Source organism: Halosegnis rubeus, assembly GCF_009184545.1.
GTDB lineage: Archaea > Halobacteriota > Halobacteria > Halobacteriales > Haloarculaceae > Halosegnis > Halosegnis rubeus.
In genome coordinates, this window is record NZ_QJOW01000001.1 from 196,597 (window position 1) to 217,759 (window position 21,163).

Sequence of the window (21,163 nt, forward strand, 5' to 3'; positions counted from 1 at the left end):
TCGACGGTTCTTTTATATACCCGGGCGGTCCTTTTACTTATAGTGACTAATCCAGCCGACACCATCGAGATACAGAACGTGGTCGCCTCGACAGGCATCGGACAGGAACTTGACCTGGACACGCTCGCTGCCGACCTGACTGGGTCGAGCTACGACCCGGAGAACTTCCCCGGCGTCGTCTACCGACTCCAGGAGCCGAAGGCAGCGATGCTCATCTTCCGCTCGGGGAAGATGGTCTGTACCGGCGCGAACAGCATCGACGCCGTGCACGAGGCGCTGTCCATCGCCTTCGACCGCCTGCGCGAACTGAATATCCCCGTGGACGAGGACCCGGAGATTACGGTCCAGAACATCGTCTCCACGGCCGACCTCGGCGCGACGTTGAACCTCAACGCCATCGCCATCGGCTTCGGGCTCGAGAACATCGAGTATGAGCCGGAGCAGTTCCCGGGCCTCGTCTACCGCATGGACGACCCGGACGTGGTCGTTCTGCTGTTCGGGTCGGGCAAGCTCGTCATCACGGGCGGGAAAACGACGGACGACGCCTCCGAGGCCGCCGCGGCCGTCACCGAAGAGCTCGAATCGCTCGGACTCTTAGGCTAAACGGAGACGTACCGAATTCTCCGTTCGATGAGCAGCCACGTCAGCGACAGCGCCGCGCCCAACACGTTCGCGGTCATATCGCCGATGCTGAAGTAGCGAGACGGGAGCACGCCCTGTGTCAGTTCGATGGCGACGCCGTACAGTCCCGCCATTGCAAGCACGAGCACCACACGCTCCGCAAGCGGACGGTTGAGCGTCGCGTACGCGATGGTCGCTCCCAAGCCGGCGTAGGCGACGAAGTGGAGATACTTGTCCCACAGCGGGCCACCAGACCGCGCTCCCGGCGGCGTGCCGGTCAGCGAGTAGTACGCGATGAACACAGCCACGGCGAGGACGCCGGCGTACCGGACTCGCCGCGAGAGCGCAGGCACTGGGAGTCGATGCATCTCAGTAGCCGGTAGTACGGTTCCTGCATTTAGCTTGGGGAATGGACTCAGCTTCCAAGGAAGCTGTTCAGTTCGCGAAACTCCGTGGGTGAAAGGATAATCTCGGTGTCGAATGCATCAAATCGGTCGAAATCATCGTCAATCGTTAGCACAGTATTCACTCCCTCGTCTATCGCTACCTGGGCATAGTATCCGTCCCACCCACCAACGTTTGCATCCCTCGCCTGAGACAACCCGCCCCGCACCACAGCTTCAGGCATTTCATCGTACCAATGGATTCGATTTGCGTCCATGAAATTCTCGAGCAGCCGAGATGCGTCTGCATTCGAACGCCCATAGTACGTCGTCAGAATGGTGTGGGCGCCGAACACTGCAGGATACGGGACAACTGCATCGATATCGCCAGCGATGGCCTCCCGAACGTACGAGAGTGCAGACTCACGAACCGGGGCGTCTGTGTGTGCGAGGGCTATGACGCCAACATCGAACAGATACGGTTCTGCCGCGTCACTCATTGTTGGAATCTTCTGCCCCTCGCCGAATCGCGTCCCTGTGCTTTTGCGCAACGGGGTCAGGTTCTTCCTCAAGCGACATTGTGTCTCCTCGCTCAGGTGATGTTTCCGTAATGATTCGCTCCATACGTTCGATAATCTGTTCGGGATTGTCTTCTGGCTCGACCACTGCTTTGCCGTCTTCTTCGTGGACGTCGACCTCTGTTCCAGGGGTGATACTGAGACGCTCCCGCACCTCTTTCGGAAGGACGATTCGTCCTTTTGAATCTACCTTGGCCATATTCCCACTTTGTGTGGGAAGTTGATAATCGTTCTGCTCAGGATATCGGTTCCAGCGCTTTCTGGGGAAAGAATTCCACCGCATCGGCCACTCGCGAGACACGTCGCCGCGACTGGGCCGGACTCCGAGCCACGCCCGAACGCGGGATCGACCAGTGTCGTCACCAAATCGCCGTCAGTACGAGTCAAGCGTCCGGGTGTATTCGGCGTCGACACCTGCCGTGCACCAAATTCTTGTCACCAGCAATCCATGAATCACGACGACGCCCTGAACATGGATTCAATTACCGCACAGCAGCTCACGAAACGCTACGACGAGACGCTCGCGCTCGATACGCTCGACCTCTCGATTCCAGACGGGAGCGTCTACGGATTCTTAGGTCCCAACGGCGCGGGCAAATCCACGACGATGCGACTGCTCACCGGGCTCACGATGCCGACTTCCGGCGAGGCGACCGTCGCGGGCGTCCCGACGACCGACCGCGGACAGCTCATCGACCATATCGGGCTGCTCCCCGAGGAGCCGCCCATCCACGACGAGCTCACCGCCCGCGAACAGCTCACCTACGCCGCGGGGCTACGCGAGCTGTCGGAGTCGCAGTCGCGCATCCAACGCCTGCTCGAACGCGTGGCGCTGGCCGAGGACGCCGACACCCGCATCGACACCTACTCGACGGGAATGCGCCAGAAGACCGCGTTCCTCCAGGCCGTCCTCCACGAGCCGGACGTGTTGTTCTTGGACGAACCGACCGCCGGACTCGACCCGCGGGCGGCCCGCACCATCCGGGAGTTCATCGACGAACTCTCTGACGGTGGGACGACCATCTTCCTCTCGACGCATATCCTCCCGGTCGTGGACGAACACGCCGACACGGTGGGCGTGCTCTCGGACGGGCAGCTGGTCGCCGAGGGAAGTCCCGGCGACCTGAAACGCCGCGTCGACGCCGACACCGGCGACAAGACGCTCGAAGACGTGTTCCTCGACGTGACCGAGACCGCCCCCGACGAGGAGATCTGATGGTCGTCGGCCACCTCACGGGCGGGCTCACAATCGCCAGGACGGAGCTTCGCCGCAGCGTCCGGAAGGCCACCAGCCGGCTCTCGCAGATCCTCGGACTCGGGGTCGGGCTGTTCATCTTCAGCGCCGGCGCACTCGCCGTCTCGTATCTGCTCGTCACGCAGTCGCCCGATCTCTCCGGATTCACCATCGGTGCAGGCGTCCGGAGCGCCATCACCTTCCAGTGGCTGTTCGTCGTCGCCATCATCGCCCAGCGGGTCGTGACGGTGAACCCGCGCCCCGACGCCGGCGACCACCTCCTCACGACGGTCCGGCCGACGACGGCTGTCGTCGGGCTGATTCTCGCGGAACTCGGCCGCATCGCCGCGTACGTCGGGCTCCCGGTGCTCGTCGTGACGCTCGCGCTCGCGTACACGACCGGCTCCGTCGCGACCGTCCCGCTCGTCGCGCTCGCGGTCGCCCTTCTGTTCACAAGCGGGGTCGTCCTTGCACACGTGCTCGGACTGGGTATCAAGCTCGCAGTCGCTCGGATTCCAGTGCTCGCCCGCCACCGTACCGTGCTCGGCACGCTCGCCGCCGTCCTCCTCTTTGGCGGCTACACCGTCATCCAGTCGACCGGTGGCGGGACGAACGGGTTCGGCGTCGTCCCCGTCGGCTGGATTGCCGACCTCGCGGCGCTCGCGCTTCCCGTCGGCACCTCGCCCGCACACGCGCTCGGCGGCCTGGCCGCGACCGGAGCCGTCGCCGCTGTCGGCGTCCCGCTGGCGAGTCGCGTCGCCACGGCCTTCTGGTTCGGCGACTCCGTCACGCCCGAAATCGAAACGGAGGAGGCGACCGTCGACCGTGTCGGCACCGACCCGCTCGCGAGTGGGCTCGGACTGCTCGGTCGACTTCCCCTCGGCTCGGGTCAGTCGGGCCACGTCGCCCGCCGGACGGTTCTGCTCGCGCGACGCGCCCCCGCGAAGCTCTCGTATCTCATCCTCCCGTTCATCGTCGCCGGCTCCTTTCTGCTCCAGGCGGCGTTCGGCGACCTCACGATTCCGACGGCCGCGTTCGCCCCCGGACTCGCGGTCGCGATTCCTTGGGTCGCCGGGGCGGCCTTCACGCTCAACCCTCTCGGCGACGAGGGGAGTGTCCTCCCGCTGACGCTCACCTCGCCAATCGCCGGCCGGACGTATTTCCGTGGACTCGTTCGCCCCGGCGTCGTCATCGGGTGGCTCGCGCTGCCGGCCGTCCCGATACTCGCGCTCGCGACCGACTACGCGCCTGCCGACGCGGCGCTTATGCTCGGCGTTGCGGCCTTCGGGATTCCCGCCGTCACGGCTGTCGCCGCCGGCATCGGCATGCTGTTCCCGCGCACGGACGCAGTGCGTGTCGCCCGTGGTCGGGAGGCCACGCCGCCGACGCTCACCGCCATGGTACTTTACTCGGCGTGTGTCGGGCTGGCTGTCGGACTCCCCGTCGCTGCCGGACTCGCGCCCGCCGCCGTACGTGCGGTCGCGGCCGCGCTCGTCGGTGGCCTGCTCGCCTTCCCGTTCGCCTACGTCGGCGGTCCGCTGACGGGCGTCGCGGAGGCGCTCGGCTCGCTCGGGCAGTCTATCGCCGGACTCGACACCGCCGTCGTCCAGTGGGGCGGACTCCTCGTGCCGGTCGCACTCGGCGTCGTGTTCGCGCTCGTCTCGGTCCGATTTGCGGCCCGCTACGTCGAGCGCTACACCCTCTAATCGCACCGAGTCGCAACCGTTAAGCGCGACTGCCCACACGTCAGAGTGCGGGCCGGTGGGGTAGCTTGGTATCCTTCGAGGATCGGGTCCTCGGTACCTCGGTTCAAATCCGGGCCGGCCCATGTTCGTTCTCTCGTCGCCCAACGGTGAGCCACGACCTCGCTCATTTTCGCCGCGAACAGGAGGATTCATGATAGATGCTCGCACATTTTCAATCATGACGGACAACACACCGGTCGTGGTGAGTGCGAAACGGACCGCCCAAGGCAAAGAAGACGGCGCGCTCGCCGACATCCGGAGCGAGGACCTTTCGATTCCGCTCGTGAACACCATGCTCTCGGAGTCGGGCGTCAACCCCGACGACGTGGACGACGTGATGTGGGGCTGTGCCCAACAGCGCGACGAGCAGTCGGGCAACATCGCCCGCCAGATTGCCATCTTCTCGGAGCTGGGCGAGTCGGTGCCCGGCACCACGATCGACCGCCAGTGTGCCTCCTCTGCACAGGCCATCATCAGCGCCTCCGACGCCATCGCGGCCGGCCGGCGTGACGTGATGTTCGCCGGCGGCGTTGAGTCGATGTCCCGCGTCAAGATGGGCGGTGGCAGCGGGACGATGTATCCCGACCTCGACGAGCGCTACGGGATGGAGAACCTCTCGATGGGGATGACCGCAGAGAAGGTCGCCGAGGAGTACGGCGTCTCCCGCCAGGAACAGGACGAGTACGGGCTTCGCAGTCAGGAGCGCGCCCGCAAGGCAACCGAGTCGGGTCGCTTCGACGACGAGATCGTCCCGCTCGAAACCGAAGAGGGCACCTTCGACACGGACGAGAGCATCCGTAATACGGACATGGAGACGCTCGGCTCGCTGCCGACCGTATTCAAAGAAGACGGGTCGGTCACGCCGGGCAACGCCTCCGGCATCGCCGACGGCGCGGCCGGCGTCCTGCTCACGAGCCGCGACTACGCCGACGAACACGACCTCGACGTGCTGGCCGAGGTCGGCACGAACTTCGTCGCCGGCGTCGACCCCACCGAGATGGGCGTCGGGCCGATTCCCGCGACCGAGGGCCTGCTCGAACGCTCCGACCGCGACATCGACGAGTACGGGCTCGTCGAGATCAACGAAGCGTTCGCCTCCCAGTGCCTCTACTCGGCCGAGCAGCTCGGTATCGATATGGACCGGCTCAACGTGAACGGCGGCGCAATCTCGCTGGGTCACCCGCTTGGCGCATCGGGCGCACGGCTCCCGGTCACGCTCGTCCACGAGATGAACAAGCAGGGTGTCGAGCACGGTATCGCCACCGAGTGTGTCGGCTTCGGACAGGGCGCAGCTATCGAGTTCTCGCTGCCGAACTGAGCCACCTCGTCGGCCTCGATTTTACCGAGTACACTCGGTCTCGACCGAACGCTCACCGACTGCTCTCCGCCCGAAGTGTTTAGAAGTATGAATACAATATGAATATGCATGGCCGAGAGTGAACGCCGGACGGTCGGACAGCGAGGTCAGGTAACGATTCCCAAGGCACTCCGAGAGCAGTTCGGAATCGAGGGTGGGGATGATGTCGTAATTCGTGAAGAAGCGGGAAGGCTCGTCATTGAGCGACCGATGAACCGCGAGGAAGTTGCCGAGGGGTACCGCCAGCGTGGCGAACAGACTCGCGAACTTGCTTCCGAGCTGGAGGGTGTTTCGACTGAGGCTGATGAACACCTCGGCGACGCCCCAGAGTGGTAATGGCGGTCTCTGTCCGTCGCGGAGATATCGTTATCGTCGAACTCAACCCAACGCAAGGCTCCGAACAGCGAGGAACTCGCCCATGTCTCGTTGTACAGAACGACGTTGGGAACGCGAACGCTCCAACGACGGTTGTTGTTCCATTCACTACGTCCTTCGGTGAACAACGTTACCCGTTCGAAGTGTTCGTTCCAGCTGAGGAATGTGCGCTTCGAGACGACTCGGTTGCCCTCTGTAGCCAGATTCGGACAGTTTCGGTTGAGCACCGTATCACCGAGAATCTGGGCTCGATTCCTAATGAACGGATGGATGACGTCGACAGTGCACTCGAATATAGTCTCGGGCTCACCGAGACGTAACCGAGACGGCTCCCGGCTCACACACAGGTGTACGCCGACGACTGCTCTCTGGCGAAGTGCGTCAGACCTGCCACCCGACGAACTCCTCTTCGGGTTCGATACCCATCGCGTCCAGCACGCGCGCCGTCGCGACGTAGTGGGCCGCCAACATCGCCACCCCGACGACGATCTCGTCGTCGTACTCTTCGCGCAGCTGGTCGTGGTCGCCGTCCCGCACGTCGCCAAGCGCGACCGCCCGCGCATACGTGAGTAGCGCGGCATCCTGCGCGTCGAACGGCTCGCCTCGTCCCTCGCTGATGGCCGTGATTTCCTCGTCGGATACCCCCGCTTCCCGCCCGAGTCGGACGTGTTGGTGCCACTCGTACGGGTGTTCGAGGGCACGCGCCGCGGCCAGAATCACGAGTTCGCGCTCGCGGGCGGGCAGAATCTCCCACAGCCGACTGGAGTAACGCATGTACCACTGGAACTGCGTCGGCGCGTTCGCCATCCCGCGGAAGATGTCTGCGGTCCCCACGTCGTTCTGGTCGAACAGATAGCGATACTCCTCTGGCAGGTCCTCGGCGTCGAGTAAGGGTACGCGTGCCATACCCACACGTTGGGCGGCGGGAGGTTAGGTTTCCCCCTGTGCGGTGAGCCAGTTCGGCGCGAGCACCCGCGCGAGCACGCCCGGGGCGAGCAGCTTCGTCGGGTCCTGCTGGAGCCGGATGACGCGTTTCAGCTCCTCGGCGACGTAGTCGTTGTCGTGGGCCGTTGGAATCAGCCGGTCCATGTACCGATTGAACAGGTCCGTCCCCGGGGGCTTCGGCCCGGTCGTCGCGTCGTGAGCAAAATCCGACCCGACGGTGAGTTGCCACACCGGCTCGATAACATCGGCCGTCCGGTCGAAGAAGCGCGCAGCGAGGTCGTCGGTCCCCGCGGCGAGCGCGGCGTGGAGCTGGAGCGCGTCCAGCGCCGACACGGACATCCCCTGTCCGTAGACGGGATTGAAGCTCGCGAGCGCGTCCCCGGTCACGAGCAGGCCGTCGGGGAACGCATCGAGCTGGTCGTATCGCCGGCGCGTGCTCGACGGGAACCGGAAGGGATGAATCTCCGCCACGCGGTCGTTCGCGGCGAGGATGTCCGCGACGTGGGAAACGGGAAGCAATTCGGCACACGTCATGAACCCGTCGGGGTCAGTCGGCGGGTACTCGCCGTGTAGCCCCGACAGCGTCACCATCCACTGGTCGTCCTCGATTGGGATGACGGCCCCGCCCTGCGTGGTCGGCGGCGACGTGCCGACGAGCATCGTCGTCGTCTCCGCGGGCGGGCGTTCGATGCGCGTCGTCGCGTAGCCCACGTCGACGGAGACGGTGTCAGTCTCGGGTTTGGCGTAGCCGTGGTTCTCTAGCCACGCCGGCACGGGTGAGTTTCGGCCCCGTGCATCCACCACGAGATCGGCCGACAGCGTCGCCTCGGAACCATCCTCACGATACTGGACGCCCGTCACACGCTCCGCGCCCTCGTCGCTCACCAGCCCCGTCACGTGCGTCTCGGGCCGGAGCGTCACGTTCGCCGTCTCGCTCGCGTGTCGTCGGGTCAGCTGTTCGAACAGCGGGCGGCTCGCACAGTACATCGGCACGGAGTCCAAGCCATCAGCCACGAAGCCGCCGTCGTGGTGGTACTCCAGCTCCCGGGCGGTGTCGATGGTGATGCCACCGGCGTCGGTCAGGTCGTCCAGATACCCCGGAAACAGCGTCTCCAGCATCGCCCGCGCCGGTTCGAGCATCACGTGGGCGTGGGTCGCCTGCGGAACGCCGCGCCGCGCCACCGGCTCGTCCGGCAGCGGGTCGCGGTCGAGAATCGTCACGCGGTCGTAGCCGTCCGCAAGCACCCGCCCTGCAAGGAGTCCGGCCATGCTCGCTCCGACGACGACGGCGTGGTCGCCAACGGTGTCGACGGCCGTCGCATCGTACGACGGAAGCGACCCGAGCGTCATGTGTCACCTCTCGGACTCCACGAATTTATGTTTCTCGCTGGGTTGTCAAATTTTTCTTACGTTGGGTCGTCGGCCCGTGATTGGCGGAGCAGCGTATCATCGACCTGCAGTGGTTGGCAGGTCGGACTCCTACCGACGCCGATATACGACCACACACCCGAGGACGGCTATGTCCGACCGACTCGATATCGCCGCCGACCCCGACGCCGTCGCCGCGGAACGCGACGCGGTCGTTTCCCGTATCCGCGACCACGCCGGCGAAATCGCCTACGCCATCGCCCGCATTGAGGGGGGTGACTACGGCCGCCGCAGCTTCAAGACGGACGACGGCGAGTGGACCGTCAAACATGAACAGGGGGACATCGAGTTCCTATTGTTCGAACCCCGAAGCGGACAAGAAACGTATGTCGTCTCCACCCAACAGCCCCCGGAACCCGCGGCGCTCGCCGAGGCACTCGCCGACTACGACGCCTTCGTCGCAGCCTTCGACGACTACGTCCGGTCACTTGACGGGCTGCTCGATGACGTGCCGACGGAGTTCCCGACGCCCGCCTCCGCGGCCGATGTCGTCGCGGAGCGCGACCGTATTGTCGCCCGACTTCGGGAGGTGTGCAATCAGATGGCCGGTGAGCTGTATCGGTATGAAATGGACGACTACGGCACCTTCACCGCCCGCGTGAACGGGACGCGGTGGGAACTCAAGCGCGAGGAGTCGAGCACGTCGTATCTCCGCGCCGGCGGCTCCGGGGGGACGTATCTCCTCTCGCAGTACGGCCCGCCGTCGGCCGAAGCGGTCCGCGAGTTCGCTCCCGATGCTCCCGACTTCGTCGCGGCGTACAACGACCACGTCGCCGAGTTGGAACTCGACCTCGAACAGATTGACCTCTAATCGTCGAGCCGCGCAAGCGCCGTCGTGAGCTTCGCGTACAAATTCGGTGCACAGTACCAGCCTGCATCGAGCAACGCATCCAGCAGCGTGGTTGCTTCATCGGCTGACAGCTCGCCACGCTCGACACACGACAGCAGTAGATATGCTGTCCCGTGTACCTCGATGTCCTCTACGTCGGCCACCGACCGTCCTGCCCGCTCATCCATCACAGCGATACCGTCAGTCTCAGCGGCATGGATGAGAACGGACACGTCGGCATCGCTCAGTGCAGACATTGATTGAAGCCGCTCAAACAGCGGTGTCTTCGCTACTGATTCGACGTGTAGGGATGCCTCGGCGAACCGTTCGAGCCGTCGGGCATCCACGTGGCCAGCAGCGAGTCCATCAGTGACCACTTCCTCGTACACGCGCTCCGTCGTCACTGGCTGCGGGCTGGACGCAACGACATCCAGCCGGTCGACTGTCGCCAAGTAAATCAGCGGCGTCGCGTCGAACACCCACTCACGCATCGAACGACCCGATATCCGCCTCGATACCCTCACTGTCGACCCACGACTGCTCTCGGTCTCGCACGAGTGCCGCGAGCGTCCACACGTCCACGCCAGCCATCTCGGCAGCCGCAGACAGCGTTATCTCCCCGCGGATTACCTGCTCTACTGCCCGCTCCTCCCGCCATGTAGACAGTTGTTCGGCCAGTAGCTGCCGAACTGCAGTGCTCCGATCGACGCCTTCAGCGTCCAGATACGATTCGAGTTCTGCCTCCATATCCTCAGACAATCGTGTTGATACCGTTCCCATGCGTATACATCGTTTGCTGTGTATACAAGCGTTGTGGCGACCGACGACTCCGACGGCACGTTCGGTCTCACCGCGTTGCGGTCGCTTCGTACCCCACCTGCAACACAGCGGCGACGAGCACGCCGACGGCGACACGCACCACGAACGTCGACTCGGGCATCCCGTCGCCCAACAGCAAAACGACGGCGACGACGTTCAGGAGGCCGCTCGCCAGCCGGAAGGGCGTTCGCACGGTGACCATACCGGTCTCGTGGCTCGTTGGCGGTACAAGCCTTGCGCCGGCCCTACGGCTCGACCTAGACGGGACCGAGCCACGCGGCTCCGCCGGGGACGTAGGCTGCATCCCGCCGCGTCGCCTGCTGTGCACGCAGATAGTAGTAGTCGGCGTCGCCGCCGCGACCGTCCGCGTAGGTCGGCCCGGTCACCGGGGCGTCGTCCGTCAGGGTCCCCGACTGTGAAAACGTCGACAGCGGCGCGTCGTAGTCGGTTGTCCCCGTCGCGACGTGGAACGGGTCGCCGTTCTTAACGACGGTGACCGACTCCACGGGTGCGGTCCCGTGCACTTCGAAGCGAATCGTTCGCTCGCCGTCCGCGGTGACGGTGCTGTCTGCCTCTCCGACACGGGTTCCGTCAACCGATAGCTCCGCGAGGATGCGGTCCGGTTGGGTCGTCGCGTACACCGACCGCGACCGGAGCGCATCGAAGACGGCCTCGCGCGACCGCTCCGTGGCGCGAAAGGCGGTCAGTCCGTCGGGGTAGGATTGCTCGTTCCACACCCGCTAGATGTGGCCCCAGCCGACGCCGTCGCGCCGCCACTCCGCCAGCGACGGGAGATGCGGCTTCGCGTGCATCAGCGAGTGGCCCGGGTACGGGCCGTGGTAATCCGAACTGCCGAGCATCCCGACCCGGTGGTCGAGTGCGAGCGCGTCCTGCACGTACGTTCCGGGGCTGTCGGTCTCGCCGTGGCCCATCTGAATCGGTCGTCGATTCCCCTCCCGGCCGGGGCGTTCACTCGACCTCCACTGCGAATACACCTCCACCAGCGACGGGCGGGAGGCGGCGAAGACGCGAATCGATTCGTGTGGGCCAGCCATACGACCGCTCGCGCGGGCAGAGATATAAACGCCGGTCACGTCCCGGGGGAGTCTTTGTCCCACCGGCCCACCTCCATGTATGGACGACGACCTCGCGTGGGAGACGACCGACTCCCGTATCGACTATGACTGCCCCGGCTTCGCGGTCCGGGAAGATGCAGTCACCTTTCCCGACGGCACGACCGGAGAGTATCACAGCGTCACCAAACCCGACGCCGTCGTAATCCTGCCCTTCACGCCCGACGGCGACGTGGTCGCTATCGAGGAGTGGCGGCAGGCCGTCGGCCGGGTGAACCTCGGACTGCCGGCCGGTGGTCTCGAAGCGGACGACGACGATATCGTTGCTGGCGCCCGCCGCGAACTCCGCGAGGAGACCGGCTACGAGGCCGGCCGCCTCGAATCGGTCGCGACGGTCGAACCGGCGAACGGCCTGCTCGATGCGACCCACCACCACTTCGTCGCCTACGACTGCGAGCCGACGGCCGACCAGTCGCTCGACGAGAACGAGTCCATCCGCGTCACCGAACGCGACTTCGAGACGCTGCACGACCGGGCCGTCGCCGGCGAGTTGCGCGACGGACGCGCGGCTGTCGGTGTGTTGCGGTACGCGGCCGCTGAGTAAGTCCACCCGTGTGACCGTCAGCTACTTCACCCTCGCTGGGGACGGTTCGGCGTGGATATCGCACGCGCCGCCCCGCTCGCCGTCGTCGCCGTTATCGCCCTGACGGCGCTCGTCTCCGGGCCGGCGACCCCGCTCGATTTGACGCCCGATACGAATCCGTGTGACAGCGACGTGCGCACCCAGGTCGGGAACGCGACCGTCGAGGTTCGCTCACTGCCCGAGCGTGCAACGCTCACGCAGGCCGGCTACGGCGCACGCGTCTGGTCGCTGTCCGTCCCACAGGCCGTGCTCAACGTCTCCGACGTGGACGGTCGGCCCGCGCTCTCCTACCGCATCTTCATCCCCGACCTCGGTCGGCAGGTCGGCAGCCGCACCGTCGTGAGCCGGTGTACTACCGGCCAACTCTCGCTCGCCGTCGGCGGCTCCACCTTCGACCCCGACGCGGTGCGGCCGGGCGCGTACAACGCAACTGTCTCCGTCGTCTATCGCGGCACCGACGCCGGCGGGCAGGTCGAACGCACGCTCGCTGAGCGAACCATCACCGTCGTCGTCGAGGAGTCGTGAGCCGCGCGCGCTGGCGGGTCGTCTTCGGCGACCGCCGCGGGCTGTTCGTCTGCCTGCTCGCCGCTCTCGCCGCGACCGTCGGCTGGCGCACCGTCGTCACGATTACGGACAACTACACCGTGCTCAACGGTCTCGTCGCGCTCTCTGAGGGCCACGTCGTCGTCCGCGAGGCGGTGTTCGGCCCCTCGCTCCAGACGCCGGGGATGGTCAGCGGACGGGGTGGTCCCGTCGCCCGCAACTACGCCCACATCGTGCTCTCGCTGCCGGCGCTGTGGCTGTTACAAGCCGTCGCCACCGTCGCCGACCTCACCGTCGCTCTCGCCGGTATCTGGTCGCTCCTCCTGCTCGCGACGGTCGTCGTCGCCGGCGACATCCTCGAGCACGGCCGTCTCGCCCGCCTCGCCGGCTCCGGTCTCGCGCTCGTCGCCTTCGTCGTCGGTGTCGCGCTCGCGACCCCAATCGACCAGCCACATCTCGCCCTGCTCGCGATGCAAACCACGACGGTCGCCGTCGCTGGTCTCTCCGCAACCCTCCTCTACCGACTCGTCGCGCTCTTGCACGACGACCGGACGGGCTTTGCGGCCGGTGTCGCCCTCGCAATCGCCTCGCCGGGGGTGCTGTGGGCGACGATACCGAAACGCCACGTCCTGACCGCGGCGTTCGCGCTGGCGACCTGTTACTGGCTCGTACGGAGTCGCGCGACCGGTCGGTCCGCCCGCCGGTTTCACGCCCTCGCGTACGTTCCCGTCGGCCTGGCCGCGTGGCTCAACGCCTCCGAAGGGTTGGTCTTACTCGCCGCGCTCGTCGTCGTGGACCTCGCGACGCTTCCGCGAGTTGATGCTCGCCGGCTCGCCGTCGTTGCCGGCGCGTTCATCTGCTCGCTTCTCCCGCTCGTCGTGACGAATTTGCTCGTCGCCGGCGACCTACTCACCACGCCCCGGATGCTCCCGCCGTACGGTCCGGGCGGTGGCGGCGATATCCGGTTCGGTGGCGGTAGTGTTGGTGGGGGTGGTGGGAGTGGTGCAGGTGGCGGTGCTGGTGGAGGCGGTGGAAGTGGTGCCGGTGGCGCAGGCGGTGGCGGCGGAGTCTCGCTTGCCCCTCTCTTCGGTCTGTTCGCCGAATCGCTCTCACGGCTCAGCGTCTTCACCGGCTTCCTCACCGACGGGGTCCGCGCAGTCGTCGCGACGCCGGCGAAGCTGTATCACGCCTTCCTCCGGAGCGGCTACGTCGCCACCCAGGCCACCGGTGCGACCGGACTCGCCATCAACCTCGCCTTCCTCGAGGCGCTTCCCATCGCTGGTACGCTCATCGCGCTCCCGGTGCTCGCGGTTCGCCGCGCTCGAACGGTTGAACTGGCCGAATTTCGTGCCTCGCTCGCGACGCCGGCCCGGACAGCCGACGCCTTCGCGCTCGGCTATGCCATCCTCATCACGCTCGTCTACATCCCGCGGCTGCCCCTCCACGCGATGTTGACCGTCCGGTACGTCTACCCGCTGTTCCCGCTCGCGCTGTACGCCGTCGCTCGGCTCCCGGCGGCGCGGGCGGTTGTCAACGAACGGTCGTTCCTGCTCGCGTTCACCTACGCCGGCGGCGTCGCTATCGGTGGCCAACTCACTGTCATCGTCGTCGTGCTCGCCGACTACGGCGCGAGCGAGACGCTACAGGCGTACGCCCTGCTCGCGCTCGGACTCGCCGCGCTACTCGCCGGCTGGTCGGTCGCCGCCGCGCTCGGTCGCCGCGCCACCCGCACCGGGGCCGTTCTGTTCGGACTGGCCGGCGCGTGCGCGAGTAACGTCGTCGGCGTCTTCCTGTTTCAGTTCTTCGCCGAATCGTTCCTCCTCCCGTTCGTGCCGCTGTAGTTCGACGCCGCTTTGCTCGCTCGGTGCGAGCGACGGCTATGCGCCAGTTCGTCGTCGTCGGCCACGACGCACCCACGACACCTGATTTCCCGCTCGATGACCTCCCGTCGGCCGCCGGCAGACTCGACGTGCTCTGTCGGTGTGTCAACAGCGCCCTCTTTCTTTCACACGGAATTCGTGATTCCCGCGTCCATCTCGTCCTCGCCGACGAGTACACCGTCACCTTCGACGGGGCGACCGCCCGCCACCTCCATCCGGACGAGCGCACCACGGCCGCCCGCATCCGCACCGCGCTCGACTCACGCGAGGACGCCATCGGTCACATGCCCGCAGAGCCGTCGCCGGGCGTCGAACTCCGGCGGCTGGGGTTCGAAGAGACCCTCGACCGCGTCGGCGGCACACTCGTCTCCCTCCACGAGGACGGCGACCCACTTCCCGAGTCGGAACCGCCCGCGGACCCGACGTTCGTACTCTCTGACCACAACGACTTCACCGCCGCCGAGCGCGACCTGCTCGCGGCGCGTGCCGACAGCAGGGTCCGGGTCGGTCCCGAACGGCTCCACGCCGACCACACCATCACCGTCGCGCACAACTGGCTCGACACCGACGGGTACACGGAGTATTGAATCGCCGCCCGACCGAACCGCCTTTTTCCGTCGCTGTGCGACTTCCGACGTGAGCGACCCCGCCGTCAGCGTCGTGATTCCCGTCTACGACCGCGCCGACAGGGTCGGCGACGCAATCGAGAGTGTCCGCGACCAGACGCTCGACGACTGGGAACTCGTCCTCGTGAACGACGGCTCGACCGACGGCTCGGGCGAGGTCATCGACGAGTACGCCGCCACAGACCCGCGGATTCACACCCGCCATCACGACGAGAACCGCGGAATCAGCGCGGCCCGCAACACCGGCATCGACGCCGCGACGGGCGAGTTCGTCTGCCCGCTCGACAGCGACGACCGCTTCCGGCCGGAGAAGCTCGCCCGCCAGCTCTCCTACGTCCGCTCGCTTCCCGAGGACTACTGTGGCTGTTACACCGCGGGCGTCAGCTACGACGCCGCCGGGCGACGTATCGAAACCATCCGGACAGGTGCGTCGGGTGATCTCTGGCCCGAGGTGCTCGTCCGCCACGACTTCCGGCCACACTCCTCGCACATGGTTCGGCGGTCGTGTCTCGACGCAGTCGGCGGCTACGACACCGACCTCGCGCGCGGCGTCGACTGGGATATCGCTATCCGGCTCGCGCGCCGGTTCCGTGTCGGCTTCATCGACGAAATCCTCGTCGAGCGCCGCTTCGCCGACGACAACGTCTCCGGCGACCCGACCGCCGGCAATCCGACGTATCAGGTCACTATCCGCGAATACCTCCGGGAGAAGTACGCCGACGCGCTCGCCGCCAATCCCCGAACCGGTCGGCAGTTCGACGCCCGCCTCGCCCGCCACCGCGGGCTGGCGGCGCTCGAAGCGAGCGACCGCTGGCGTGCGCTCCGGGAGTTCGCCCGTGCGACCCGACTCGAACCGACGCTCGGACACGCGCTGCTCGTTCCGCTGTCGGTCGGTGGGTGGTCGGCGTATCGTCGTGCGTCACGGCTGGTCGACCGGAACACACCAGTTTAGGGACCGGCTTCCGATGGAGGGGTATGCCGACGCTCGCACTCCTCGCCAGCCACCCGCTGGGCGTTCGCTGTCTCGACCGCCTCCACGACCACCCCGACATCGAGGTGACGACCGTCGTTACCTACGCCCCCGACGCCGAAACGTGGTGGGAGGGGTCGGTGCGCGACCGCGCGACGGAACTCGGATACGACGTGCTCGCACGCGAAGATGTCGACCGACTCACCGACACGCCCGTCGACTACCTGCTTTCCGTCTACTTCCCCGACATCCTTGGGGAGACGCTACTGGACCACCCGAACGAACTCCCCCTGAATCTCCATCAGGCCGAACTCCCCCGCTACCGTGGCAGTAACGTCTTCTCCCACTCCATCCTCAACGCCCGCGACGACGACTACTGGCAACACGGCACCACGCTGCACGTCATGGAGCCGTCGGTCGATTCGGGCGCCGTCATCGACCGTCGCTTCGCCGAGATCCGCCAGTCGGACACGGCGCGGTCGCTGTACGAACGCGTCAGGGAGCAGTCGGTCGAGTTATTCGAGGCGTGGCTGCCGGCCATCGCCGACCGCACCGTCGTCGACCACCAGACCCCACAGTCCGAGTTCGACGGCCCGCGCTACTTCTACGCGAAGGACAGCCTCGACGACCTGAAATCCATCCCGCCCGAGCGACTCGCCGACCCAGACACGGAACTCTACGACCGCATCCGGGCGCTGGATTTCCCGCCCCACGAGCCGGCGTGGACCACCGTCGCCGGCGAGCGTATCTACCTCACTCGCGACGGCTACCGACGCTACCAACGGTAACCGTCTCGCCCCGCTCGTCGGCCTGCTCGGCGTACGAAAGCAGTTCGACCGCGCGCGCACCGACTCGCCCCGAGGCGTCGAACGACCCGTCCCCGCGTGCGGCCGCGATGAACGACTCCACCTCCATCCGGAGCGGCTCGTAGCCGTCCACCTCGTAGGTGGTCTTCCCCTCGTCGCGTGCCCGGAGCTGGCCACCCTCCTCGACGACCGTCGCGTCGAACAGCGCCAGCTCCGTATCGGCCAGATAATCGATGGACGCCGCACGCTCCGTCCCGACGGCGACCAGTTCCCGGCGCTTCCCGAACGTCGGCACCTGCCACGAACTGTTGATGACGCCCGTCGCGTCCGCGTACTCGAGCACGACCGTCGCGGTCTCGTCGGTGTCCGGGCGGAGATGGCGGTCGAGTTGACAGTACACCGTCTCGGGGCGCTCGCCCACGAGCCACCCGTAGATATCAACGTCGTGGACGGCGAGCGAGTGGAGCGTGCCGGCCGTCGCTCGCGGCGCGCGGAAGGCGTACCGGTCCGTCGAGAGATACTTCAGCCGGCCGAGTTCCCCGCGGTCGACGCGGCGCTTGAGTTCGCGCAACGCCGGATGATATCGGAAGATGTGCCCGACGCCGAGCGTCGCGTCGGCAGCCTCGGCAGCGTCGACGATAGCCCACGCGTCGGCCGCCGTCAGCGCGAGCGGCTTCTCGACCAGACAGTCCGTCCCCGACGCGAGCAGGTCCGTCGCGATTTCGCGGTGGGTCGGTGAGGGTGTCGCCACGACCGCAGTGTCGACATCAAGGTCGGCGTGGTCGGTAACGTACTCGACCCCGTAGTCGTTGGCTGCCGACGCCGCCCGGTCGCGGTCGGCGTCACAGACGACGAGTTCGTCGATGACGCCCGCTTCCGCCAGCTCAGCGCCGACGCGGACGTGGTTGCTCCCCCAGTAACCGGTGCCGACGACGGCGTGGGTACTCATCGCTCCCCCTCGGCGAACGCCTCGACGGCGTCACACACCGTCGCGATGTCGTCGTCGCTCAGTCGCGGATGCATCGGGAGCGACACGGTTCGAGCGCAGTACTCCGCCGCCACCGGGGTCTCGCTCGCGTCGACGCGCTCGCGCACCGCCGGCTGTGCCTGCACGGTGCGGTCGTAGTGGACGCCCGTCGAGACGCCCCGCTCGTCGAGGAACGCTCTGAACGCCTCGCGCTCGCCCGCTGGCACCTGCACCGGATAGTGGTGATAGACGTGCGTCGCCCCCTCGACGGTCGCCGGCGTCACGACCGCCGAACAGGCGTTGAGCCGGTCGTCGTACGCCGCGGCGGCCTCGCGGCGGCCATCAATCCACGAGGGAAGCCGGGCCAGCTGCTCGTCGCCGACCGCGGCGTTCGTCTCGTCGAGCCGGTAGTTCAGCCCGAGCGAGACGTGCTCGCCCGATTCGTCGCGCCCGTGATTCCGGAGCGCGCGGATGTGGTCTGCGAGCGTCTCGTCGTCGGTCGTCACCATCCCGCCGTCGCCGCCGACGGTCATGTTCTTGGTCGGGTAAAAAGAGAAACAGCCGATGTCGCCGAGGCTCCCGACCGGTCGGCCGTCGACCGTCGCGAGGTGCGCCTGTGCGGCGTCCTCGATGACGCGCAAGTCGTGTCGGTCGGCGATAGCGAGGAGTTCGTCCATCGCCGCCGGCTGGCCGTGCATGTGGGTCACGGCGATCGCGGCCGGCGACTCGCTGGCTGCGGCCGCGTCCCGAAGCGCGTCCGGGTCCATCGTGTACCGCTCGGGGTCGATGTCGACGAATCTCGGCGTCGCGCCGAGTTCGAGTATCGGCGACACGGTCGCGAAGTAGGTGTGGGCGGGGACGAACACCTCGTCGCCCGGGCCGATGTCGAGCACCTTCATCGCGAGCAAGAGCGCGGCCGTCCCGTTCGAGACGCCGACTGCGTGGTCGGTCTCACAGGCCGCAGCGAAGTTCGCTTCGAACGTCTCACACTCCGGTCCCTTGACGTGGCGACCGGACCGCAACACCGCCTCGACTCGTTCCACCATCGCGTCGTCCATCGCGATATCCGTGAACGGCACCGACTCTGACATATCTTCGCTCACGCAGCCACGACCGTAGCTCTACCGACCCCGCTCCGGAAGGCTTTCGCCCCGGGCCATCCCACTGCGTGGCATGCCGCTCGTCTCCGCCCTGATACCGACGTACAACCGCGCGGACCGCGTCGGCGGCGCGATAGACAGCGCCCTCGCACAGACCCACGACGAGCTGGAGGTCGTCGTGGTGAACGACGGCTCCACCGACGACACCCGCGCGGTGCTCGCGGAGTACGCCGACGACGACCGCGTCCGCGTCCGCCACAACGAGGAAAACCGCGGCATCGCGGCCACCTTCGACCGCGCCGCCGAGGTCGCGAACGGCGAGTATCTCGGTATCTTAGGCGACGACGACCGCTGGCGACCCGAGAAGACGGCCCGCCAGCTCGACCGCTTTGCCCAACTCAACGACGACTACGGCATCGTCTACGCCGGTGGCGTCCGCGTCGACGACGACGGGCAAACGCTCACCGAAGTGCACCCGACCGTCCACGGGAACTGCTACCCCGAGATTCTCACCGAATTCCCCCTTGCGCCCCACTCCAGTCATCTCCTCCGAGCCTCGTGTCTTGAGGCCGTCGGCGGCTTCGACACCAACTTTCCCGAGGCCGTCGACTGGGAGGTGAACATCCGGCTCGCCCGGGAGTTCCGCGTCGCATACGTGGACGAGATTCTGGTCGAGCGCCAGTTCCACGGCGGCAACGTCTCCGGCGGTGCCCTCACCGGCGATCCCGCGTATCAGGTCGCCGCCCGCGACCGCATCTGGCGGAAGTTCCGCGAGGAACTGCGCGCCCACCCCGAGACGGAACGCCGGTTCGCCGCGACCCACGAGAAACACCGCGGCCGGGTCGCCGTCGGAGACCGCGACCGCCGGCGCGCGACGGCTCACTTCCTCGCCGCCTCGTGGCTCGACCCCTCCGTCGAACATCTCGGCTCGCTCGCGGCCGCGACGATTCACCCCCGGCTATACGACGCGCTCGCCGGCCGCGAAACGTCGCCGGCGGAGGTGCTCGGATGAAGGTCGCCGTCGTCGGACTCGGTCACATCGGGCTGCCGACCGCGCTCCTGCTGGCCCGGCGACACGAGGTGGTCGGCGTCGACGTGGACGAGTCGCTGGTCGCCACCCTCAACGACGGGGAGCTACCCCTCGACGAACCGGGACTCGATTCGCTCCACGACGAGGTAGCAGAGCGGTTCACCGCGGCGACGGAGCCGGAGCCGGCAGACGCCTACGTCATCACCGTGCCCACGCCGCTCGACCAGCGCGAGAACGTCGCCGACCTCGGCTTCGTCCGCGCGGCCGTCGAATCCGTCGCCGAGGTGGTCTCCGCGGGCGAACTCGTGGTGCTCGAATCGACCGTCCCGCCCGGCACCTCCGAGCGACTCGTTCAGCCGATTCTCGCCGACGCCGCCGACGACGTGCGGTACGCCCACTGTCCCGAACGGGCTATCCCTGAGCGCACGCTCGAAGAGATGACAGCAAACGACCGCGTCGTCGGCACCGACGAGCGCGCGACCGAGACGATTCGGGACCTCTACGCGTTCACCGACGGCGAACTCCATCTGACGGACCCGACTACGGCCGAGTTCGTCAAGCTGGCCGAGAACACCTCTCGCGACGTGGGTATCGCGCTCGCAAACGAGTTCGCGACGCTCGCCGAGGGTATCGGCGTCGACGCCCACGAGGCAATCGACATCGCGAACGAACACCCCCGCGTCGACATCCTGAATCCCGGCCCGGGCGTCGGCGGCCACTGTATCACGACGGACCCGTGGTTCCTCACCGGGGCCGACGCGCAGGCCCGACTCGTCCCCCTCGCTCGCGATATCAACGACGGGATGCCGGACCACGTGCTCGGACTCGTGCGCGAGCAGGTGGCACACGTTCGCCGGCCGCGGGTCGCCGTGCTCGGCGTCGCCTACAAGCGGAACGTCAGCGACACGCGCGAGACGCCGGCCGGCCGGTTCATCCGCCGGGCCGAGAACGACGGCTACGACGTGCGCGTCCACGACCCACACGTCGAGGCCTACGACGAACCGCTGGTCGACCGCGAGACCGCACTCGAGGGCGCAGACTGTGCGGTCGTCATCACCGACCACGACGCCTTCCGTGAGCTCGCGCCCGCCGACTTCGACGGGATGCGAACCCGGACCGTCGTCGACTCGCGGAACATCCTCGCACACGATACGCTTCGGGAGGCAGGTATCTCGGTGTCCGTGCTCGGCGACGGGACGCAAGGCTAGTTA

27 protein-coding genes and 1 tRNA gene are annotated in these 21,163 nt (G+C 66.8%); 16 read left to right on the top strand and 12 right to left on the bottom strand.

Annotated elements, in window-relative coordinates; all coding sequences use genetic code 11:
• The first annotated feature begins 42 nt into the window (after nt 1-42).
• A complete protein-coding gene (locus DMP03_RS01065) occupies nt 43-603 on the top strand; it encodes a TATA-box-binding protein (protein WP_123124372.1) in 561 nt (186 codons plus the stop codon).
• Here the strand turns inward: DMP03_RS01065 and DMP03_RS01070 are convergent.
• Genes DMP03_RS01070 through DMP03_RS01080 form a run of 3 tightly spaced genes read right to left on the bottom strand, consistent with a single transcriptional unit; the run spans nt 600 to nt 1,781 of the window.
• Nucleotides 600-989: a VanZ family protein gene (locus tag DMP03_RS01070; RefSeq protein WP_152118889.1), complete on the bottom strand. Its 390-nt coding sequence runs from the start codon at nt 987-989 to the stop codon at nt 600-602. The two genes, DMP03_RS01065 and DMP03_RS01070, sit on opposite strands and share 4 nt — an antisense overlap.
• 47 nt (nt 990-1,036) lie before the next feature.
• Nucleotides 1,037-1,504 carry a hypothetical protein gene (locus tag DMP03_RS01075; protein ID WP_152118890.1) on the bottom strand — a complete coding sequence of 156 codons (468 nt, stop codon included), beginning with the start codon at nt 1,502-1,504 and terminating at the stop codon, nt 1,037-1,039.
• Nucleotides 1,497-1,781 carry an AbrB/MazE/SpoVT family DNA-binding domain-containing protein gene (locus DMP03_RS01080; protein ID WP_152118891.1) on the bottom strand — a complete coding sequence of 95 codons (285 nt, stop codon included), beginning with the start codon at nt 1,779-1,781 and terminating at the stop codon, nt 1,497-1,499. Before DMP03_RS01080 ends, DMP03_RS01075 begins: the two co-directional genes overlap by 8 nt.
• 273 nt (nt 1,782-2,054) lie before the next feature.
• On the opposite strand from DMP03_RS01080, the gene DMP03_RS01085 reads away from it, so the two are divergent.
• The 6 genes from DMP03_RS01085 to DMP03_RS01110 all read left to right on the top strand — a co-directional run bounded on the left by DMP03_RS01085 (nt 2,055) and on the right by DMP03_RS01110 (nt 6,613).
• Entirely contained in the window at nt 2,055-2,798 is a 744-nt protein-coding gene (locus DMP03_RS01085; RefSeq protein WP_172967033.1) for an ABC transporter ATP-binding protein, read from the top strand.
• On the top strand, nt 2,798-4,522 hold the full coding sequence (locus DMP03_RS01090) for a hypothetical protein (protein ID WP_152118893.1): 1,725 nt from the start codon (nt 2,798-2,800) through the stop codon (nt 4,520-4,522). The genes DMP03_RS01085 and DMP03_RS01090 overlap by 1 nt, the downstream gene beginning before the upstream one ends.
• Before the next feature lie 49 nt (nt 4,523-4,571).
• Nucleotides 4,572-4,644: transfer RNA gene (locus DMP03_RS01095), tRNA-Pro, on the top strand.
• Nucleotides 4,645-4,739: 95 nt separating this feature from the next.
• Entirely contained in the window at nt 4,740-5,879 is a 1,140-nt protein-coding gene (locus tag DMP03_RS01100) for a thiolase family protein (RefSeq protein WP_152118894.1), read from the top strand.
• Nucleotides 5,880-5,987: 108 nt separating this feature from the next.
• Nucleotides 5,988-6,254 (top strand): AbrB/MazE/SpoVT family DNA-binding domain-containing protein, encoded by a 267-nt coding sequence (locus DMP03_RS01105; protein WP_152118895.1) that lies wholly within the window; start codon nt 5,988-5,990, stop codon nt 6,252-6,254.
• Nucleotides 6,254-6,613 carry a type II toxin-antitoxin system PemK/MazF family toxin gene (locus DMP03_RS01110; RefSeq protein ID WP_152118896.1) on the top strand — a complete coding sequence of 120 codons (360 nt, stop codon included), beginning with the start codon at nt 6,254-6,256 and terminating at the stop codon, nt 6,611-6,613. Before DMP03_RS01105 ends, DMP03_RS01110 begins: the two co-directional genes overlap by 1 nt.
• 61 nt (nt 6,614-6,674) lie before the next feature.
• Here the strand turns inward: DMP03_RS01110 and DMP03_RS01115 are convergent, their stop codons facing one another.
• Nucleotides 6,675-7,199 (bottom strand): carboxymuconolactone decarboxylase family protein, encoded by a 525-nt coding sequence (locus DMP03_RS01115; protein ID WP_152118897.1) that lies wholly within the window; start codon nt 7,197-7,199, stop codon nt 6,675-6,677.
• Nucleotides 7,200-7,223: 24 nt separating this feature from the next.
• Nucleotides 7,224-8,588 (bottom strand): NAD(P)/FAD-dependent oxidoreductase, encoded by a 1,365-nt coding sequence (locus DMP03_RS01120; protein WP_152118898.1) that lies wholly within the window; start codon nt 8,586-8,588, stop codon nt 7,224-7,226.
• A gap of 169 nt (nt 8,589-8,757) precedes the next feature.
• Here DMP03_RS01120 and DMP03_RS01125 point away from each other — a divergent pair, with 169 nt between their 5' ends.
• Nucleotides 8,758-9,477, top strand: a complete 720-nt coding sequence (locus tag DMP03_RS01125; RefSeq protein ID WP_152118899.1) for a hypothetical protein — start codon at nt 8,758-8,760, stop codon at nt 9,475-9,477.
• Here DMP03_RS01125 and DMP03_RS01130 read toward each other — a convergent pair.
• From DMP03_RS01130 to DMP03_RS01145, 5 genes are all read right to left on the bottom strand, one after another.
• Complete coding sequence (locus tag DMP03_RS01130; RefSeq protein WP_235908422.1) at nt 9,474-9,974, bottom strand: DUF3368 domain-containing protein; 501 nt, start codon at nt 9,972-9,974, stop codon at nt 9,474-9,476. The two genes, DMP03_RS01125 and DMP03_RS01130, sit on opposite strands and share 4 nt — an antisense overlap.
• A 4-nt stretch (nt 9,975-9,978) precedes the next feature.
• Complete coding sequence (locus DMP03_RS01135; RefSeq protein WP_152118901.1) at nt 9,979-10,275, bottom strand: hypothetical protein; 297 nt, start codon at nt 10,273-10,275, stop codon at nt 9,979-9,981.
• 67 nt (nt 10,276-10,342) lie between these two features.
• Nucleotides 10,343-10,516: a hypothetical protein gene (locus tag DMP03_RS14105; protein WP_172967034.1), complete on the bottom strand. Its 174-nt coding sequence runs from the start codon at nt 10,514-10,516 to the stop codon at nt 10,343-10,345.
• 55 nt (nt 10,517-10,571) lie between these two features.
• Nucleotides 10,572-11,051 (bottom strand): DUF3604 domain-containing protein, encoded by a 480-nt coding sequence (locus DMP03_RS01140; RefSeq protein WP_152118902.1) that lies wholly within the window; start codon nt 11,049-11,051, stop codon nt 10,572-10,574.
• A gap of 3 nt (nt 11,052-11,054) precedes the next feature.
• Entirely contained in the window at nt 11,055-11,369 is a 315-nt protein-coding gene (locus DMP03_RS01145) for a hypothetical protein (RefSeq protein ID WP_152118903.1), read from the bottom strand.
• A gap of 79 nt (nt 11,370-11,448) precedes the next feature.
• Between DMP03_RS01145 and DMP03_RS01150 the strand changes: the two genes are divergently transcribed.
• Genes DMP03_RS01150 through DMP03_RS01175 form a run of 6 tightly spaced genes read left to right on the top strand, consistent with a single transcriptional unit; the run spans nt 11,449 to nt 16,837 of the window.
• The gene (locus DMP03_RS01150) at nt 11,449-11,991 is read left to right on the top strand and encodes an NUDIX hydrolase (RefSeq protein ID WP_152118904.1); all 543 of its coding nucleotides are present in this window, start codon (nt 11,449-11,451) and stop codon (nt 11,989-11,991) included.
• A gap of 51 nt (nt 11,992-12,042) precedes the next feature.
• A complete protein-coding gene (locus DMP03_RS01155) occupies nt 12,043-12,555 on the top strand; it encodes a hypothetical protein (RefSeq protein WP_152118905.1) in 513 nt (170 codons plus the stop codon).
• A complete protein-coding gene (locus tag DMP03_RS14470) occupies nt 12,552-14,414 on the top strand; it encodes a hypothetical protein (RefSeq protein ID WP_197739273.1) in 1,863 nt (620 codons plus the stop codon). The genes DMP03_RS01155 and DMP03_RS14470 overlap by 4 nt, the downstream gene beginning before the upstream one ends.
• Nucleotides 14,415-14,452: 38 nt before the next feature.
• Nucleotides 14,453-15,040 carry a tRNA (pseudouridine(54)-N(1))-methyltransferase TrmY gene (gene trmY, locus DMP03_RS01165; RefSeq protein WP_152118906.1) on the top strand — a complete coding sequence of 196 codons (588 nt, stop codon included), beginning with the start codon at nt 14,453-14,455 and terminating at the stop codon, nt 15,038-15,040.
• Between the two features lie 49 nt (nt 15,041-15,089).
• Complete coding sequence (locus tag DMP03_RS01170; RefSeq protein ID WP_172967035.1) at nt 15,090-16,031, top strand: glycosyltransferase family 2 protein; 942 nt, start codon at nt 15,090-15,092, stop codon at nt 16,029-16,031.
• 23 nt (nt 16,032-16,054) lie between these two features.
• Nucleotides 16,055-16,837 carry a formyltransferase family protein gene (locus tag DMP03_RS01175; RefSeq protein WP_152118908.1) on the top strand — a complete coding sequence of 261 codons (783 nt, stop codon included), beginning with the start codon at nt 16,055-16,057 and terminating at the stop codon, nt 16,835-16,837.
• On the opposite strand, the gene DMP03_RS01180 is transcribed toward DMP03_RS01175, so the two are convergent.
• A complete protein-coding gene (locus DMP03_RS01180) occupies nt 16,803-17,804 on the bottom strand; it encodes a Gfo/Idh/MocA family protein (protein ID WP_152118909.1) in 1,002 nt (333 codons plus the stop codon). The two genes, DMP03_RS01175 and DMP03_RS01180, sit on opposite strands and share 35 nt — an antisense overlap.
• A complete protein-coding gene (locus tag DMP03_RS01185; RefSeq protein WP_152118910.1) occupies nt 17,801-18,913 on the bottom strand; it encodes a DegT/DnrJ/EryC1/StrS family aminotransferase in 1,113 nt (370 codons plus the stop codon). Before DMP03_RS01185 ends, DMP03_RS01180 begins: the two co-directional genes overlap by 4 nt.
• 82 nt (nt 18,914-18,995) lie before the next feature.
• On the opposite strand from DMP03_RS01185, the gene DMP03_RS01190 reads away from it, so the two are divergent.
• Both DMP03_RS01190 and DMP03_RS01195 read left to right on the top strand, forming a co-directional pair.
• Nucleotides 18,996-19,934, top strand: a complete 939-nt coding sequence (locus tag DMP03_RS01190) for a glycosyltransferase family 2 protein (RefSeq protein ID WP_152118911.1) — start codon at nt 18,996-18,998, stop codon at nt 19,932-19,934.
• On the top strand, nt 19,931-21,160 hold the full coding sequence (locus DMP03_RS01195) for a nucleotide sugar dehydrogenase (protein ID WP_152118912.1): 1,230 nt from the start codon (nt 19,931-19,933) through the stop codon (nt 21,158-21,160). The genes DMP03_RS01190 and DMP03_RS01195 overlap by 4 nt, the downstream gene beginning before the upstream one ends.
• Nucleotides 21,161-21,163 lie beyond the last annotated feature (3 nt).

Excerpts from the sequence above, each read along its gene's own strand:
- DMP03_RS01070 (WP_152118889.1), bottom strand. The coding sequence starts at position 989 with ATGCATCGACTCCCAGTGCCTGCGCTCTCGCGGCGAGTCCGGTACGCC.
- DMP03_RS01075 (WP_152118890.1), bottom strand. The coding sequence starts at position 1,504 with ATGAGTGACGCGGCAGAACCGTATCTGTTCGATGTTGGCGTCATAGCC.
- DMP03_RS01080 (WP_152118891.1), bottom strand. The coding sequence starts at position 1,781 with ATGGCCAAGGTAGATTCAAAAGGACGAATCGTCCTTCCGAAAGAGGTG.
- DMP03_RS01085 (WP_172967033.1), top strand. The coding sequence starts at position 2,055 with ATGGATTCAATTACCGCACAGCAGCTCACGAAACGCTACGACGAGACG.
- DMP03_RS01090 (WP_152118893.1), top strand. The coding sequence starts at position 2,798 with ATGGTCGTCGGCCACCTCACGGGCGGGCTCACAATCGCCAGGACGGAG.
- DMP03_RS01100 (WP_152118894.1), top strand. The coding sequence starts at position 4,740 with ATGACGGACAACACACCGGTCGTGGTGAGTGCGAAACGGACCGCCCAA.
- DMP03_RS01105 (WP_152118895.1), top strand. The coding sequence starts at position 5,988 with ATGGCCGAGAGTGAACGCCGGACGGTCGGACAGCGAGGTCAGGTAACG.
- DMP03_RS01110 (WP_152118896.1), top strand. The coding sequence starts at position 6,254 with ATGGCGGTCTCTGTCCGTCGCGGAGATATCGTTATCGTCGAACTCAAC.
- DMP03_RS01115 (WP_152118897.1), bottom strand. The coding sequence starts at position 7,199 with ATGGCACGCGTACCCTTACTCGACGCCGAGGACCTGCCAGAGGAGTAT.
- DMP03_RS01120 (WP_152118898.1), bottom strand. The coding sequence starts at position 8,588 with ATGACGCTCGGGTCGCTTCCGTCGTACGATGCGACGGCCGTCGACACC.
- DMP03_RS01125 (WP_152118899.1), top strand. The coding sequence starts at position 8,758 with ATGTCCGACCGACTCGATATCGCCGCCGACCCCGACGCCGTCGCCGCG.
- DMP03_RS01135 (WP_152118901.1), bottom strand. The coding sequence starts at position 10,275 with ATGGGAACGGTATCAACACGATTGTCTGAGGATATGGAGGCAGAACTC.
- DMP03_RS14105 (WP_172967034.1), bottom strand. The coding sequence starts at position 10,516 with ATGGTCACCGTGCGAACGCCCTTCCGGCTGGCGAGCGGCCTCCTGAAC.
- DMP03_RS01145 (WP_152118903.1), bottom strand. The coding sequence starts at position 11,369 with ATGGCTGGCCCACACGAATCGATTCGCGTCTTCGCCGCCTCCCGCCCG.
- DMP03_RS01150 (WP_152118904.1), top strand. The coding sequence starts at position 11,449 with ATGGACGACGACCTCGCGTGGGAGACGACCGACTCCCGTATCGACTAT.
- trmY (WP_152118906.1), top strand. The coding sequence starts at position 14,453 with ATGCGCCAGTTCGTCGTCGTCGGCCACGACGCACCCACGACACCTGAT.
- DMP03_RS01175 (WP_152118908.1), top strand. The coding sequence starts at position 16,055 with ATGCCGACGCTCGCACTCCTCGCCAGCCACCCGCTGGGCGTTCGCTGT.
- DMP03_RS01180 (WP_152118909.1), bottom strand. The coding sequence starts at position 17,804 with ATGAGTACCCACGCCGTCGTCGGCACCGGTTACTGGGGGAGCAACCAC.
- DMP03_RS01185 (WP_152118910.1), bottom strand. The coding sequence starts at position 18,913 with ATGTCAGAGTCGGTGCCGTTCACGGATATCGCGATGGACGACGCGATG.
- DMP03_RS01190 (WP_152118911.1), top strand. The coding sequence starts at position 18,996 with ATGCCGCTCGTCTCCGCCCTGATACCGACGTACAACCGCGCGGACCGC.
- DMP03_RS01195 (WP_152118912.1), top strand. The coding sequence starts at position 19,931 with ATGAAGGTCGCCGTCGTCGGACTCGGTCACATCGGGCTGCCGACCGCG.